The sequence below is a fragment of the Stenotrophomonas sp. YJH_SMC_57 genome (assembly GCF_059369755.1).
Genome location: NZ_JCAFSZ010000016.1, coordinates 35,767 through 52,228, shown reverse-complemented (window position 1 = coordinate 52,228; position 16,462 = coordinate 35,767). Strand labels below are relative to the sequence as shown.

At 65.3% G+C, this 16,462-nt stretch carries 12 protein-coding genes; 3 read left to right on the top strand and 9 right to left on the bottom strand.

Going from position 1 to position 16,462, the window contains the following annotated elements:
• Window positions 1-72: 72 nt before the first annotated feature.
• The 3 genes from AC5P7U_RS18910 to AC5P7U_RS18900 all read right to left on the bottom strand — a co-directional run bounded on the left by AC5P7U_RS18910 (window position 73) and on the right by AC5P7U_RS18900 (window position 3,586).
• Window positions 73-1,626, bottom strand: coding sequence for a hypothetical protein (locus AC5P7U_RS18910; protein WP_495221343.1), 1,554 nt, complete (start codon window positions 1,624-1,626; stop codon window positions 73-75).
• On the bottom strand, window positions 1,610-2,845 hold the full coding sequence (locus AC5P7U_RS18905; protein WP_495221342.1) for a tyrosine-type recombinase/integrase: 1,236 nt from the start codon (window positions 2,843-2,845) through the stop codon (window positions 1,610-1,612). The genes AC5P7U_RS18910 and AC5P7U_RS18905 overlap by 17 nt, the downstream gene beginning before the upstream one ends.
• Before the next feature lie 162 nt (window positions 2,846-3,007).
• On the bottom strand, window positions 3,008-3,586 hold the full coding sequence (locus tag AC5P7U_RS18900; protein ID WP_169411639.1) for a single-stranded DNA-binding protein: 579 nt from the start codon (window positions 3,584-3,586) through the stop codon (window positions 3,008-3,010).
• A gap of 292 nt (window positions 3,587-3,878) precedes the next feature.
• Here AC5P7U_RS18900 and AC5P7U_RS18895 point away from each other — a divergent pair, with 292 nt between their 5' ends.
• The 3 genes from AC5P7U_RS18895 (at window position 3,879) to AC5P7U_RS18885 (ending at window position 9,540) form a co-directional block, all read left to right on the top strand.
• Window positions 3,879-4,910 (top strand): LacI family DNA-binding transcriptional regulator, encoded by a 1,032-nt coding sequence (locus AC5P7U_RS18895; RefSeq protein ID WP_053449060.1) that lies wholly within the window; start codon window positions 3,879-3,881, stop codon window positions 4,908-4,910.
• A gap of 130 nt (window positions 4,911-5,040) precedes the next feature.
• Window positions 5,041-5,943, top strand: coding sequence for an ABC transporter ATP-binding protein (locus AC5P7U_RS18890; protein ID WP_049458910.1), 903 nt, complete (start codon window positions 5,041-5,043; stop codon window positions 5,941-5,943).
• 12 nt (window positions 5,944-5,955) lie between these two features.
• The gene (locus AC5P7U_RS18885; protein WP_197563840.1) at window positions 5,956-9,540 is read left to right on the top strand and encodes a M1 family aminopeptidase; all 3,585 of its coding nucleotides are present in this window, start codon (window positions 5,956-5,958) and stop codon (window positions 9,538-9,540) included.
• A 92-nt stretch (window positions 9,541-9,632) separates the two neighbouring features.
• Here AC5P7U_RS18885 and AC5P7U_RS18880 read toward each other — a convergent pair whose 3' ends face one another.
• The 6 genes from AC5P7U_RS18880 to AC5P7U_RS18855 form a co-directional block, all read right to left on the bottom strand.
• Window positions 9,633-9,920: a hypothetical protein gene (locus tag AC5P7U_RS18880; protein ID WP_197563855.1), complete on the bottom strand. Its 288-nt coding sequence runs from the start codon at window positions 9,918-9,920 to the stop codon at window positions 9,633-9,635.
• Window positions 9,921-9,922: 2 nt separating this feature from the next.
• A complete protein-coding gene (locus AC5P7U_RS18875; protein ID WP_197563854.1) occupies window positions 9,923-10,387 on the bottom strand; it encodes a GNAT family N-acetyltransferase in 465 nt (154 codons plus the stop codon).
• 113 nt (window positions 10,388-10,500) lie between these two features.
• Window positions 10,501-10,887 carry an SseB family protein gene (locus tag AC5P7U_RS18870; protein ID WP_197563839.1) on the bottom strand — a complete coding sequence of 129 codons (387 nt, stop codon included), beginning with the start codon at window positions 10,885-10,887 and terminating at the stop codon, window positions 10,501-10,503.
• A 139-nt stretch (window positions 10,888-11,026) separates the two neighbouring features.
• Window positions 11,027-12,739, bottom strand: coding sequence for an alpha-amylase family glycosyl hydrolase (locus AC5P7U_RS18865; protein WP_197563838.1), 1,713 nt, complete (start codon window positions 12,737-12,739; stop codon window positions 11,027-11,029).
• Window positions 12,739-14,226: an MFS transporter gene (locus AC5P7U_RS18860; RefSeq protein ID WP_197563837.1), complete on the bottom strand. Its 1,488-nt coding sequence runs from the start codon at window positions 14,224-14,226 to the stop codon at window positions 12,739-12,741. The genes AC5P7U_RS18865 and AC5P7U_RS18860 overlap by 1 nt, the downstream gene beginning before the upstream one ends.
• Window positions 14,223-16,421: a glucosidase family protein gene (locus AC5P7U_RS18855; RefSeq protein WP_197563836.1), complete on the bottom strand. Its 2,199-nt coding sequence runs from the start codon at window positions 16,419-16,421 to the stop codon at window positions 14,223-14,225. Before AC5P7U_RS18855 ends, AC5P7U_RS18860 begins: the two co-directional genes overlap by 4 nt.
• Window positions 16,422-16,462: the final 41 nt, after the last annotated feature.

The following is a 16,462-nucleotide window of genomic DNA, read 5'->3' as shown; positions in this document are numbered from 1 at the left end:
ATGCGGCCCTCCCTCGTTCGAGGTAGGCACGCTCCGCTGGAGACAATAGCGTCGCAACTGCCCTAACACGCTTCACGATTCACGCTCCTCAGCAATCTGCCGCTCCAAGTCGCGAATGGCTTGGATGGTCAACACCAACTCTCCCCCGATCCTGTCATCAGCGCGATCACCGAACCTGCTGCGCGCCATTGCCTCAAGCGCATCGCCCACCGCCTTGTGGTCCACCTCCCGAAACGCTGCAAACTTTGGGCATCGGTAGCAGGTGATCGGGGGAGCCAATTTACAGATCCCGGACCGTTGTACATCATGGCCGCAGGCGCCAAGCCCCATCTGCAGAATGGGCGCTTCAGGAAGCTGAGGAAACACACCAGGGACCACTCTTCGCTCTAGCCCCACGTATGGCGAAACATCCGCGGCGCCAGCAAGCTTTCCTTGAAATCGATTCAGATGATTTCCGAATGCCTCTTCCAGGCGTTCCTCGATCTGGTCCATGACGGTTCCAGCTGCATCGAAGTACACCTCTACGTTCTGCAGATCTACGTGAAACAGCAGATGCGCAATATCGAAGCGCGAAGCACCATCTCTTGCAGCCTCAGTTGCGAGTGTGTAGCGGAATCTGGAAGGATTTGCCTTTAAGAGATCACCGGTTCGAGGCGAGACGATACCCACCTCATCGACCCACGCTTGCAGGAGGTAACCCAGGTCCCTGCTCGACGTATCCGGGTCCAACCACCAACAAAGCGGTGTTGTTTCGTCGTGCATTGACGGCTTGAGCTTGTCCAGCCTTTCGCCAAGCAAGGCACTGATGGGTCGATCTTCCTCGACCCGGTGTTCCCCCTGCTCCTTAGCGCGAGGGATTGACAGCACATAGCGCACCAATGTTCTTGTTTCACCCGACTCAACGACGTTGGCTTCAAACCGACGCAACCCTGACCACCGCGTTCGCAGCACTTGGATCGGACGCAGGCCCAGTTCCTGAAACAGCTGGGCAATGATCACCCCCTTCGGATCGCCTACGCCTCGCTTCAGTGCTTTGTCGAGAAGCTCCACTTCTTCGGGCGTGAAGCTACCCTCCTCAGGGTTGGAGCCAAGCACCTTGCGACCCTTCATATTTCCGGGCGCCTTTATACCCTTCAACTGCAGTGCGAGTAGAGGATCGAAGTCCGTCAGCCTGGCGACGTGTGCTCCCCACGCGTAAATCGCGCGAAGATGGGCGAAGTCATTCCCACCGACTCCTTGTGGTGATTCCAGTCCGTACGAGAGAAACGCTTGAAAATCTGCGATCCTCAGCGTTGACCAATCAACCTGGCGATCTCGAGATCTCTGGCTCCAGTATCTAACAGCTCTTGAAACCGCAAAGGCTATGTTCGCTAGGCTCCAAGCCAAGTAGGTTCTCGCCTTCCTAGCGACAAATCGTTTCACTATTTCGATGAAGCGAGTAGACGCAACTCCGATCAGCGGCCTGAAATCAATTGAAACGTATCCCCCACCATCGCTGTTGGCACGCAACAACCAGATATCACCTTGCGTACTCAGCTCCTGCCGATCCTTGATCAACACTGTTTCTGGGAGCTCGGGCAGGTCGCTCAGCTGCTCTGCGAGAAGGCGGTCAGGTGTTGGAGTCATTCCCCAACTCCATATCGAACCGTGCATTGCGCTTTCGGAGGTAGGCATTGCCGCGCCTCTTAAGCGCATTCTTAATGTAAGTGAAGGGCGTGTTCGATGTGGGCGCCCAGCCCCCCATCTCGCGCAGCATTCCGAGCACTACTTCCGATGAATCCGGACTGCCCAGATACTGCTCCAGCAGATCGTCCGCAACCTCTTCGGCCCAGGTGTGTCGCAGCACGTGCCAGCTCATTCGACGCGAGAGACGTCCATTGACCGCCTTCCAGATGGCATCCAAGCTCGAACCGGAAATAGGTGTACCTTCTTCAGTCACGAGCAGATAGGGCGTTCGCGCTCCACGCCGACCACCATCACGGAGCAGCGTGTGGCTGTACTGGCGAATGGCCAGCGCCAGTACGTTAGAGATGGGAAGCTCACGTTCGACGGTTTTCACTTTCGGACGGTTAGCGCTGGTGCGTGTATCCAACACATCCTGAGGGCGCCGAACCACTGCGATGCACGGCCCTTCTACGTTGCGCACATCGTCCGTACGCAGTTTCCCCACTTCGCCCCGTCGAAGCCCTGAGTCACGCGCAAGTAGAGCCCCGATCCAGTTTCTCAACCGCGTTTTCGGATGCCAAGGGTTATGATCGGGGAAGCGTAGCGGCGTCTCGTAGCGCCCATCCTTGCGCCTGATTGGACCGATGAGCTCCCACAAGGCCACATCATCGCCGGCAGCAAGAGGCTCGATTCGCTTTCCACGAGACCTGAAGGCACGCAAGTCCGAGAATGTCAGCCGAAGCTGCTCGTCGTAGAGTGTCAGTTCCGACGGGGGCACATAGCCTTTCCCCCCTCGATCCATTGGCTTTGCAAGCCACCGCAAGAAGCGTTCAATGTTGGGCACGCATTGGCCGATCGTGGCCAGTGCCCGGACGCTGCGGGCATCCCCTTGCCCTACTCTCAAGTACTCGATCAGCCGCTCAAGATCATTTGCCGTCAATCGATGGCCGTCAGCGAACAGGTCGTCCAACGATGCATTCAACCGGTCCTCGCAGAACGTGTAGAGCAAGGCCGCTGCACGCAGGCCATCCGCTAACGTCTTTTCACTGACCGCATTTCGTCGCGAGCGCATCACCCATCGCAAGGCCAAGCGTGGAGGTAATCCAGTGCGCTCATCCACCAGCGTGGGCACAAGCTCCTGCTCTTGCGGGCCCGCTGCTGGCAAGGTCACATTGACCACTCGGAAACGTGGTGCTGTCGCGCCAGTCAACCGCACAGCCGGTCCTTTTATGAACAGCTTGGTCTAGATAGAAATCTACCAGCAAACTCTGGCAAAAAAAATGGCAGGAAACCGAAGTTCCCTGCCACCTTAGTAAATGTACAACGGGCACTACATAGTGACCTAGAACGGAATATCGTCGTCAGCGAAGTCGTCCATCGGCGGCGCCTGCTGCGGCTGCGGGCGCTGGTTGCCACCCTGGTTGCCGTAGCCGCCGCCCTGGTTGCCGCCCTGGTTGCCATAGCCACCGCCCTGGCCGCCACGCTGGCCACCGCCACCGCCACCGCCACCGTACTCCTGGCGCGGCGCCTGCTGGCGCTGCGGGCGATCGCCGCCGTAGTTGCCACCACCGCCACCACCGCCTTCACCGCGGCCGCCCAGCATCTGCATTTCATCGGCGATGATATCGGTGGAGTACTTCTCCACGCCGTCCTGGCCGGTGTACTTGTCGTAACGCAGGCTGCCTTCGACGTAGACCGAGCTGCCCTTGCGCAGGTACTCGCCGGCGATCTCGCCAAGCTTGCCGAAGAACACCACGCGGTGCCACTCGGTGCGCTCCTGCTGGTTGCCATCCTTGTCCTTGCGGACGCTGGTGGTGGCCAGGCTGATGCGGGTGATCGCCATGCCGCCCTGGGTGTACTTCACGTCCGGGTCGTTGCCGAGATTGCCGACCAGGATGACTTTGTTGATGCCGCGCGCCATAGGTACCTTCGTCCGTTGTCCAGGGGCAGACCGCCAGTGATAGCACAGCCCCGGGCGGGGGTGCAGTACGCTGGGCCGCCCCTGTTGAAATTTGGGGGAATGCGAGAACGAGGCATCTTAGCATTGCCGCCGCCATCCGCCCGGCCGGAAGACCCCGGCGGCACCTGAGATTCGGGCTGATTTCCTTGTCCGGCAATGACTTACCCTCACCTCAACGGACATCGGGAAGGGCATTCGCGTCTGCCCATGGCATCATGCCCAGGCACCTTCCACCCGGCCCCTTCCGCGCCCCATGATCATCAAAGGCAAAGCCACCTCCCTGGACATCGCCCACCTGGCCGGGGTCTCCCAGCCCACCGTGTCGCGGGCCCTGCGTGGCAGCCCGATGGTCAACGCCGAGACCCGCGAGCGCATCCTGCGCATCGCCCGCGAGCTGAACTACAAGGTCGACAAGAACGCCTCCAGCCTGCGCCTGCGCAATGCCGGCACCCTGGCCCTGCTGTTCTTCGAGGACCCGACCAACGACGATTCGCTGATCAACCCGTTCTTCCACTCGATGCTGGGCTCGATCACCCGCGCCTGCGCGCTGCACGGGCAGGACCTGCTGGTCTCGTTCCAGCAGCTGTCCACCGACTGGCAGGCCGATTACGAAGACAGCAACAAGGCCGACGGCATCATCCTGCTCGGCTACGGCGACTACCACGAATCGCGCGACCGCCTGCAGCGGCTGGTCGAACAGGGTACGCACTTCGTGCGCTGGGGCGCCGCCCTGCCCGGCCAGCCCGGCGTGTCGATCGGCAGCGACAACTTCCAGGGCGGGCACGACATCACAACCCATCTGCTGCAGCAGGGCTGCCGCCGCATCGCCTTCCTCGGCCATGCCTCCAGCCATTACCCCGAATTCCAGGAGCGCTACCGCGGCCATGTGGCGGCGCTGCAGGAGCGTGGCCTGAGCGCCGAGCCGGCGCTGCAGCACGACGCCATCACCACCGAGGCCTCCGGCCAGCAGGCCTGCCAGGCGCTGCTGGCGCGCGGCGAACCGATCGATGCGATCTGCGCGGCCAGCGACCTGATCGCCATCGGTGCGATGCGAGCCCTGCGCGAGGCAGGGCTGCGGGTGCCGCAGGACGTGGCGGTCACCGGCTTCGACGACATTCCGCTGGCGGCCTCGGTGTCGCCGGCGCTGACCACCGTGCAGCAGGACACCAAGCAGGCCGGCCAGCTGCTGGTGGAGCGCCTGCTGGCACTGATCGGCCGGCAGCCGGTGGACAGCCAGAGCATCCCGGTGAAGCTGGTGGTACGCGATTCGTCGCAGCGCGGGTAGGCAGCGAAGGGCCACTGGCCCTGCCAACGCGCGACAGCCGGATTCCCCCCCCCATGACCAACGGCGGATGCGCACGGACGCGGATGCGCGGATAACGCGCAGACATCGCCCAGGGAAAGGTGTACGTCGCATGCTGAAGATCGATTCGCTGTCCAAGACGTACGCCAACGGCGTGCACGCACTCAACAACGTCAGCCTGGACATCCCGCGCGGCATGTTCGGCCTGCTCGGCCCGAACGGCGCGGGGAAGTCCTCGCTGATGCGCACACTGTCCACCCTGCAGGAGGCCGACAGTGGTACGGCCACGCTCAGCATCCCCGGCGAAGCGCCGATCGACGTGCTGCGCGACAAGGACGCCGTGCGCCGCCGGCTGGGCTACCTGCCGCAGGATTTTGGCGTGTATCCAAAGGTCAGCGCGCTGGACCTGCTGGAGCATTTCGCCGTACTCAAGGGGCTGACCCAGCGTGCGCAGCGCCGCGAAGTGGTCGATGGGCTGCTGCAGCAGGTGAACCTGTGGGATGCGCGCAAGCGCAAGCTCGGCACGTTCTCCGGCGGCATGCGCCAGCGCTTCGGCATTGCCCAGGCGCTGCTGGGCGACCCGCGGCTGGTGATCGTCGATGAACCCACCGCCGGCCTCGACCCGGAGGAGCGCAACCGATTCCTCAACCTGCTGGCGGCAATCGGCGAGAACGTGGCGGTGATCCTGTCCACCCACATCGTCGAGGACGTGACTGACCTGTGCCCGACGATGGCGATCATGAACAAGGGCCAGGTGCTGTTGACCGGGCGCCCGGCCGAAGCGATCGACGCGCTGCAGCACCAGGTCTGGCGCAAGCAGGTCGATCCTTCGGAACTGGCCGACCATGAGGCGCGCTACGTGGTGCTGTCCACGCGACTGGTGGGTGGCCGCCCGGTGATCCACGTGCACAGCGCCAACGACCCCGGCGACGGCTTCGCGGCGGTGGCGCCCGACCTCGAGGACGTGTACTTCCAGCGCCTGCGCCTGCAGGCCCGTGCCCGCGCGGCGGCCTGAGCGGAGCGCGCCATGATCCTCAACTTCTTCCGGTTCGAGCTGCGCGAGCAGCTGCGTTCTCCGCTGCTGTGGCTGCTGGCCGGGCTGTTCGCCCTGCTCGCCTTCGCCGCCGCCTCCAGCGATGCCGTACAGATAGGGGGTGGCACCGGCAACGTGCACAGCAATGCGCCGACGGTGATCGCGCAGATGCTGGGCATCTTCACCCTGCTCGGCATGCTGGTCACCGCTCTGTTCGTCAGCAACGCGTTGCTGCGTGACTTCGAACTCGGCACCGCCGAACTGATCTTCGCCAGCCCGGTGAAGCGTCGCGACTACCTGGCCGGCCGCATCGCGGCAGCGCTGGCCGCGGGGCTGCTGGTCTACGTCGTGATCGCGTTCGGCCTGTGGCTGGCGCCGTTCATGCCCTGGGTCGACCCCGAGCGCATGGGGCCGATCAGCTGGCAAGGCTATGCCTGGACCTTCGCGGTCATCGTCATTCCCAACCTGCTGTTCACCACCGCACTGCTGTCACTGCTGGCGGCGCTGACCCGCTCGATCCTGTGGGTGTACATCGGCCTGGTCGCCTACCTGGTGCTGTACGGCGCCAGCGCCGCCCTGCTGCGAGACATCGACAACACGTGGATCGCGGTGCTGAGCGAGCCGTTGGGCATGCGCGCGCTGGGCCGCACCATCCGCTACTGGTCCACCGCTGAACGCAACAGCGGCATTCCGGAACTGGCTGGCTACCTGCTGGCCAACCGCGCGCTGTGGCTGGGCGTGGCCGCGCTGCTGTTTGCCGCCACCTTTGCCCTGTTCCGCACCGAGCGCAGCGGCAGCGGCCGCCGTCGATGGGGCCGCAAGCCCATCCTGCCCGCTGCGGATGCCGTTGCGGTCCGTCCCGCCCGCGCGGACCTGCCACGCGTGGTTCCGGCGTTCACCGCGACCACGGCCTGGCAGCAGTTCCTGCGCCAGGTGCGTTTCGACACGGGCGGCGTGCTGCGCAGCGTTCCGTTCATCGTGCTGCTGGTGCTGGGCCTGGCCAACTTCCTGCCCAGCGCGCTGTTCCGGCAGACCCTGTACGGCACCTCGATCTGGCCGGTCACCTCGCAGATGATCATGGGCCTGCAGGGTGCCTTCAGCTGGCTGCTGGTGATCATCGTGCTGTTCTTCGCCGGCGAACTGGTCTGGAAGGAACGCAGTGCACGCATCAACGAAGTGACCGATGCCATGCCGGTGCCGAACTGGGTGCCGCTGCTGGCCAAGTTCACTGCGCTTCTGGCGGTGATCATCTGCTTCCAGGCAGCCGGCGCACTGGCCGCGATGGGCGTGCAGCTGGCCAAGGGCTACACCCATCTGGAGCCACTGCTGTACCTGCGCAGCCTGGCGCTGGATTCGGTGGTCTACATCCTGATGGGAGGCCTGGCGCTGGTGCTCCAGGTACTGACCAACAACAAGTTCGTCGGCTACGCGCTGCTGATCGTGGTGATGATCGGCCAGGGCGTGCTGGGCATGCTGGACTACACGCAGAACATCTACAACTTCGGCAGCTGGCCGATCGCCCCCTATTCGGACATGAATGGCTACGGCCACTTCCTGACCGGCCAGCTGGCGTTCCAGGGCTACTGGGCACTGTTCCTGCTGACCCTGATGTGCCTGGCCTCTGCGTTCTGGGTGCGCGGCGTGAGCCAGGGCCTGCGCCAGCGCCTGGCCCTGGCCGGTCGTCGCCTGCGCGGCCCCACCGGCGCCCTTGCCGGGCTGGCGGCGCTGGCCTTCATCGGCGTGGGCGGCTGGCTGTACTGGAGCACCAACATCCGCAACGAATTCATATCGCCCGACCAGCAGCTGGACCTGCAGGCGCGCTATGAGCGTGAACTGTCGAAGTACCGGAACCTGCCGCAGCCGCGCATCGTGGCGGTGGACAACCGCGTGGACCTTTTCCCGGAATCGCAGTCGATGGTGATCGATGCGAACTGGACGGTGCGCAACACCCATGCCGTGCCGATCCAGGACGTACATGTCTCGATGGGCGACGACAAGCAGCTGGTCGCGGTTGACCTGGGCGGGCAGACCTTGTCGATGCACGACGCCGATCTTGGCTACCGCATCTACCGTCTGGCCACGCCACTGCAACCGGGTGAAAGCCGCAACGTCCACTTCCGGGTGGTGCAGAAACCCAACGGCATCACCGCCGGCCAGGCGCCGAGCAACATCGTCGACAACGGCACCTTCTTCAACAGCCGCGTACTACCCTCGTTCGGTTACAACGAAGGTGCCGAGATCAGCGATCGCAACGAGCGCCGCAAGCGCGACCTCGGCGAACCGCGGCGCATGCCCAAGCTGGAAGACCAAGCCGCACGTGCCAACACCTACATCTCCAATGATGCCGACTGGCTCGACTTCCGCACCACGGTCTGCACCGCGCCGGACCAGATCGCGCTGGCGCCGGGCTACCTGAAGCATGAGACCACGGTGAACGGCCGGCGCTGCTTCAGCTATGCCATGGACCGGCCGATGCTGAACTTCTACGCCTACCTGTCGGCACGCTGGGAAGTGCGCAGGGCGACGTACAAGGACATCCCGGTGGAGGTCTACTTCGACCCGGCGCACGGCTACAACGTGGACCGGATGATCGAAGCGGTGCAGAAATCGCTGGCCTACTACGAGGCCAACTTCACGCCCTACCAGCACCGCCAGGTGCGCATCATCGAGTTCCCGGGCTATGCCCGCTTCGCGCAGTCGTTCGCCAACACCATTCCCTACTCCGAGGCCATCGGCTTCATCGCCGACCTGCGTGATCCGGACAAGGTGGACTACGTGTTCTACGTCACCGCGCACGAGATCGCCCACCAGTGGTGGGCGCACCAGGTGATCGGTGCCAACGTGCAGGGCGCAACGGTCCTTTCCGAATCGCTGTCGCAGTACTCGGCGCTGATGGTGATGGAGCAGGAGTACGGCCGCCAGCACATGCGCCAGTTCCTCAAGCGCGAACTGGATGGCTACCTGTCCGGGCGCGGTGGCGAAGCCATCGAAGAGCAGCCGCTGGAGCGCGTGGAGAACCAGCAGTACATCCACTACCAGAAGGGTTCTCTGGTGTTCTACCGGCTGCGCGAGGAAATCGGCGAGCAGGCCCTGAACCGCGCGTTGAAGCGTTTCCTGCAGGACAAGGGGTTCCAGCAGCCGCCCTACACTACCTCGCGCGAACTGCTGGGCTACATCCGTGCCGAGACCCCGGCCGACCGCCAGCAGCTGGTCACCGACCTGTTCGAGAAGATCAGTTTCTACGACAACCGGGTGATGGCCGCCAGCGCGCGCAAGCGCGATGACGGCCGCTACGACGTGACCCTGGACCTGCACGCGGCCAAGCAGTACGCCGACGGCAAGGGCAAGGAAAGCGACGGCACGATGGATGACTGGGTCGAGATCGGCGTGTTCGCCAACGGGCCTTCGGGCAAGGAACGCGACCAGAAAGTGCTGTACCTGCAGCGCCACCACATCACCGGCGCCGCGCCGAAGATCACCGTGACCGTGGACGAGAAGCCGGATGAGGCGGGCTTCGACCCGTACAACAAGCTGATCGACCGGGTGAGCAGTGACAACCGGCGCAAGGTGACGATGTGAGGTGATCGAGCGCCGGCCCCGTGCCGGCGCTCCGCGTGGAATCTTTAGTGCCGAGCCATGCTCGGCATGCTGTCGACGATAGCCGCGAAGGTTCAGCGCACCGGGGGCTTCGGCCCCAGCACCGCCAGCAGCACGAAGACCACGATCGAGGCAACGGTGCCGAGCGCCGCCGGCAAGCCGAACGCCCAGGCCGAGCGCCCCTGCTGGCGCGCCCATTGCGCCAGATGCCAAGCCGCGCCCAGGTTGATCAGCCAGGCAATGACGAACACCGGCCATAGCACCATGCCCACTGCGCGCAGCAGGGGCATGGACACCAGCGCAGCGACGATGGCAGTGACCAGGAAGATCAGTGCGGGCCTGGAATGGCGCGCCGCGTGCATGCTCACGAAGACAGCCTGCGCACCATCACCAGTACGCGATAGTTGCGGTTGTCGGCTTCCTGCAGGGGCATCCAACCCAGCCGCGCATACAGTCCACCGTCCAGGGCCTCGGTCTGCAGGTACAGCTCGTAAACCCCCATCCGCACGGCCTGCGCCGCCGCCTGCTCGACCAGGCCACTGGCCAGCCCTCGACCGCGATGGCTGTCAGCCACGAACACGCTGCCCAGCCAATGTTCGTATTGCGGGAAGGCCTGCATCTCGCGGCGTTTGAGCTGCACTGCGCCGACCAACTGCCCGCCATCGAAGGCGGCGATCAGATGCGGGAAGCCATCGGCATCCTGCGCTGGGTTGAGCCGTTGCAGTTCCTGCTCCAGAGACAGGCCGGCGTCGCGGCCCCATTGCGCGTGATACCACTGGGCCAACTGCTGCCGTTCCGGTGCCCCGGCGGGTAATACCCTGAATTCCATGGCAATGCCTTGATAAGGAAGCGTTCTGTAGCGTCGCGCCATGCTCGATTGATCTGGCATTTTGCGAAAGGCAGTGGAGCATGGCTCGACTCTACAGAATACGCAGCGGCGGTTCAGCCCTGGGCGAAGTCCTTCAGGATCTCGCCGACACCGCTGGGCGAAACTTCGAAGCCCAGCGTGGTGCCCGGGTTGATCACCACGCCGTAGCCACCCGGCACACGGCGCAGCACGTCCAGCATCAGCCAGCGGATCTGGTGCGGTGCCTGCTGGCTGTAGATGCCCACCCGCGACGCATCGGTGAACACGGCCACGTGCAGGGTGCCCTGCTTGTCGAACAGCAGCGGGTCGAAGCCGCTGCCGTCGGGGGTGACCAGGCTGCCGGTCAGCAGCACCACCTCGGAGGCGACGAAGGCCTCCATGAAAGCGCGGATCGGCACCGCCCCGTCCATCGCCGCCTTCAGCAGGGTTTCGATCGGGGTCTGCGGGGCGAGGTCGGTCATGGCGGTACGGCAGGCTGCGGGAGGGGGCTATTGTAGAGTCGAGCTTGCTCGACTGCTCGAGAAGCGTGCCAACCAAGGTTGGCACCCACCAGAGCGGTAGGCAGGTGCCAGGAATCCGGGGGTCGGCCAGCGGCCGGCACTACCGCCCCAGCCGCTGGTCCCGTGCCCGCTGGTCGGCCATCGCCTTGTCCAGCTCGGCCTGCAGCGCCGGCTGCTGCACGGCGGCCTCCAGCACATAGACCTTCACCCCGTGCGCCGGCACTTCCGCGGTCAGCGCCTCCTTCACCTTCAGCTCGCCGCCGTCCAGCGCATCGCGCCAGCGACCGGCCTGAACGAAGCGCGTCACGCTGAAGGCCTTGGCCCGGTCGCCCTTGTTCAGCAGCACCAGCGCGGTCTGTGCCACATCGCCGTGCTGCAGCACCCGGAAGAACACCGCCTCGTCGCCTTGCAGGCGCTCATTGACCTGCAGGCCGCGCTGCAGCGCCGGGGTGGCCTCACGCAGCCGGGCGATGCGCTGCAGCGGCGCGAAGATCGGGCTCTGCGGCGCAGCGTCCACACGCGGCTGGCCGAAGTAGGCGCGGTTGCCGGCATGCTCGGCGCGGCCACGCATGAATCCGGTTTCCGAACCGTAATAGACCACCGGAATGCCGCGTGCGGTGAACAGCCAGTTGTGCGCGTCGATGAAGCCGTTGTCGCTGGCCTGCAGGCGCGGCATGTCGTGGTTGTCGTAGAAGCTCATCAGCTCGTACGGGTTGGCGTACGGCCCGCCGCTCAGGTGCAGCGGCTCGGCCAGGGTCTCAAAGCCCTTTCCTGCGGTGCCGAAGGTCTGTTCCAGGGCACCGCGCAGCGGGAAGTCCAGCACGCTGACGTTGGCGTTGGCCGGCCAGGTGTGCTCGGCAATGCGCGCGGCATCGTAATCGAACGCTTCGCCGAACATGAACATGCCAGGATGCTCGGCGCGGATGCGCTTGACGAAGGCATGCCACCACGGATGCGGCAGCCAGCCGATGGTGTCGATGCGCAGCGCGTCCACGCCCTGCGCGGTCCACTGCAGGTAGGCGCCCACCAGGTAGTCCATCACTGCCGGGTTGTCCTGGTTGAAGTCGGACAGCTCGGCGAGATTGCCATCGAAGATCGAACCGTCCTTGCTGTCGACCGGGCCGATGCTGTTGTAGAACGCATGCAGCGGATTGTGCTTCGGGTCCAGCTTCTGCGGCGGCAGGTTCTGGTGGTCGGCGATCAGCTTTCCGTCCTTGTCGAAGATCTGGCCGAACTGCGGCTGCCGCGTCGGCATGGTCCAGGCCGGCGAGCCATGGTTGCCGACGATGTCCAGCACCACCTTCAAGCCTGCGCCGTGCAGTCCCCTGGTCAACCCTGCGAAGTCCAGGTCCTTGCTGGGGAGGTGCTCATCGAGTTTGTAGAAGTTGATGCCCCAGTAGCCGTGGTAGCCGGTCTTGCCGCGGTCGGTCAGCGTGCTGGTGCAGCTGATCGGCTTGCTGCCGGTGAACGCTTCATCGGGGTTGTCGACGATCGGCGTGATCCACACCGCGCCGAAGCCGAGGTTGCGGATGTACTGCGCATTGTCGAGCACGCCGCGGAAATCACCGCCGAGATAGCCGATGTTGCCGTCCACCTTGTCCGGGCACGGCACCGGAATATCGAAGGTACGGTGCGTGCCACCCTGGTCGCGATGATCGTTGGACGGATCGCCGTTGACGAAGCGGTCGGTGACCACGAAGTACACCGCGTCGCTGGCGAACGGCTCGGTGGTACCCACGTAATCCGGGCGCGGCGCGGCCACCGCATGGCCAGCCAGCAGCAGGGAAACAGCAACAGACAGCGCACTACGCATCACACCACCTCCGGACGGGACGGAACCCGCAGTACGCACAGACCCGCGACGAACAGGCTGCAGCCACCCAGCACCAGCACATGCATCGGCTGGCCACCCAGCCAGGCGCGCAGGGCGAAGCCAAGCGCACTGGCTGCGACCAGCTGCGGGATGACGATGAAGAAATTGAAGATGCCCATGTACACGCCCATTTTCGACGCGGGAACGCTGTCGGACAGCAGCGCATACGGCAGCGACAGGATCGATGCCCAGGCGAACCCCACGCCGACCATCGACAGCAGCAGCCAGTGCGGATCGCGGATGAACATCAACGAGACCAGCCCGGCACCCCCCAGCCACAGATTGACCAGGTGGCTCCAGCGCAGGCCGATCATCCGCACCATCGGCGGGATCAGTACCGCGGCCAGTGCGGCGAAACCGTTGTAGGCACCAAACAGCACGCCCACCCAGTTGGCGCCTTCGTTGTAGGCCACCGACTGCGGATCGGTCGAACCGAAATGGGTACCGGCCACCGCGGCGGTGGTGTAGATCCACATCGCAAACAACGCGAACCACGAGAAGAACTGCACCCACGCCAGCCGACGCATGGTCACCGGCATCGTGCGCAGGTCGCCGACGATGGCCGCCAGCATGTGCGTGCCTGGCAACGCGCGCGCCAGTGCCAGCAGCAGGCCGTAGCCAGCGCACAGGCCGGCCAGCACGTACAGCATCTTGTCGCCCTGGCGCCAGGCAATCAGCAGCGCAAGCAGCACGCCGACTCCCAGCCAAAGGGCCACCTGGCCCCACGGTGCGGGCCCGGTGACTGCGGTGCCGGCATGGTGCGCCGGTGGCTTGGCATCCTCGAAACCGGCCAGCTCCGCGGGCGAGTACTCACGGGTGCTGACCACCGTCCAGGTGATCGCCGCCAGCAGCACCACCGCACCGAAGTAGAACGCATAGCGCACCGTATCCGGCACCTCGCCCGCAGCAGCGGTGTTGGCCACGCCGAAGTGGGCCAGGAGGAACGGCAGGAAGCTGGCGACGATGGCACCCACGCCGATGAAGAAGCTCTGCATCGCGTAGCCGGTTGGACGCTGGCGCGGCGCCAGCTGGTCGCCGACAAAGGCGCGGAACGGTTCCATCGATACGTTGATGGAGGCGTCCAGCACCCACAACGTGCCGGCGGCGATCCACAGCGTGGGTGAATTCGGCATCACCAGCAACGCCAGCGTGGTCAGCACCGCACCGATCATGAAGAACGGACGGCGGCGGCCCCAGCGCGTCCAGGTGTGGTCGGACAGGTAGCCGATCACCGGCTGCACCAGCAGGCCGGTCAGCGGCGCTGCGATCCACAGCCCTGGTACCGCATCCATGTCCGCGCCCAGGGTCTCGAAGATGCGGCTGGCATTGGCATTCTGCAGGGCGAACCCGAACTGGATGCCGAGGAAACCGAAACACATGTTCCAGATCTGCCAGAACGACAGCTGCGGCTTGGCAGGACGGTTCATCGCGCGTCCTCTTCCGTTGCCACCTGGGCGACCTTCAGCGCCATCACCTGGGCCAGGTTGAGCACGCCATCGCGGCCTCCCTTGCCCCCGGTGTAGTGCGCGAAGTGCTGCAGCGCGCTCATGTTGAAGCCCTCTTCAAGCGTGACCATGCACTGCCCCTTGGGCACCGTGAACGTAGCCGAGGTCGAATCCTGTACGGCCACGCTGTGTGGCAGCGTCACCGTATGCCGCTGCTGGGCAATGCCCGGGCACTGCAGCACCAGCTGCTTCACCGCCGCGGTGACGCCGGTGTTGATCGGTCCGTTCGGGTTGTTGTACTGCAGGCGCAGGCGCACCCGCCCGGCCTTGGCCGAAGTGAACTGCCAGCGCTGCTCGCCCTGCAACAGCTGCTGCGGACCGACGCAGACCGTCGGGCCGTGCAGTGATTCCAATGTGCCCTCGCGCCGGGTCAGGCTGAGGCAATGTTGCAGGCCTTCGTCGCTGACGTGCACCTGGCCATTGCTGGCGGCGACCTGCTTGCCGTCCTTCCACAGCCGCTGATCGGCCGCCACCGGCACGGTCCAGCCGGCGCCGGCGCGCGTGGCCTGCGGTGCAGGCGGCGTGGCGGGCGCACGGGCATTGGCATCGGCGGTCATGCCGTCGGCCCTGGCCACGGCCGTGGCCGGTGCGGCCAGCAGCTGCACCGTGGTCGTGTTGCCGTGGGTCTGCGTGCCGCCGGCTACCAGCAGGCCAGTGCCCAGCGTTGCCGGGCGCTCCAGCACATAGCGCTTGCCGCCGGCGTCCAGACTGATGCGACGCTGCGTGCCGAACAACTCCGGCACCAGCACCGCCGGCAGCTTGGGCTGCACGCGGCCATCGTCCTGCACGCCGAACACGCCCTCGATCACCATCGACAGGTACCCCGCCACCGACCACAGCTGGCGCTCGGAGTTGACCACCGGCCCACTGAGCGTGCCTTCATCGACATGCACGGCCTGGCTGACCAGTTCGTAGTTCTCCATGTTGGAACCGGCCAGCGCCGCGCCCCGCATCAGCGAACGGATCTCGGCGGCAATGCGCGGCGCATCGTCCAGCTGGCGCGCGGCACGCAGCGAGTAGGCACTGACGAACGGCCAGATCGCGCGGTTGTGATAGATCGGCTGCTGCGCCTCCTGCGGCCACACCACCGGGCTACCGGCCGGCCCCATCGGGTACGCCGCCAGCGCGCGGCGCGCGCGCTCTGCCGGCAATACGTCGGCGAGGATGCCCAGCGACAGGCCGAGCAGATCGGCCTTGGCATACGGCACCGGGTGCGCAGCTTCGCCGATGTAGCTCATGTACTGGCCGATATCCTCGCGCCAGAAGCGCGCATCGATCTGCTTCGCCAACGCATCGGCCCACGCCCTGTAATCCGGCGCGCGGGCATCGCCCTGCTGGCCGGCCAGCTGCTCGGCCAGGCGCAGCGCCTGGTAGTGCAGCACGTTGGTGGACAGTGCGTACGAATCACCGATGAAGCGCACGTCCTCGCGCGTCCAGTCTGGATAGGTCTGCTCGCGCCAATCGAGGAACGAGGTCTCGCCACGGTACAGGCCCATCTGCACGTCGAACACCATCGCGCGGTCCTGCGCCAGCGTGCCCTGCAGCGCCTGCCAGACCTGGTCGGCAAACGCCGGATCGTCCAGCAGATGGCGTGCGGCCAGGAACCACACCACGCGGTCGCTGCTGATCGGCCAGCTGCCGCCGGACCCGGTGTCCTGCGCGACGAACAGGCCGGGCGTATGCCCATCGCGCGCGGCCGACAGCTTAAACTGCAGCGATTGCCGGGTGCGCTGCGGGTCCAGCCGTGCCAACGCCAGGTCGGCGGCGAAGCTGACATCGCGGGTCCACACATAGGGCCAGCGCGCGCCGGTCTGGAAGCACTCGCAGGGCACCGGTCGGCCCTCGTCGAATGCGGGATCGCGGATCGCATCCACGCGATCCTGGTCCATCTCCTGCTGGGCCAGCGCGAACAGTGCATCGAACATCACGCTGCCGGTCTGGCTGCGCATCGGTGCGGGTGCGACCTGCACCTCACCCTTCGGCGCATGCAGCACGAAGCTGCCGCCGGCAGCGGCTTCGGCGCGCGCCTGGCGGCCGTTGAATTGCAGGTCGGCCGCCTGCGCGGTCGATCCCAGCGCTGCCCCCAGGGCAGCGGTCAGGCAAATGATCTTCAGCATCGAAGCGGCGGACCGGCTTGCGCCCGTCGGCCTCCCTCCCT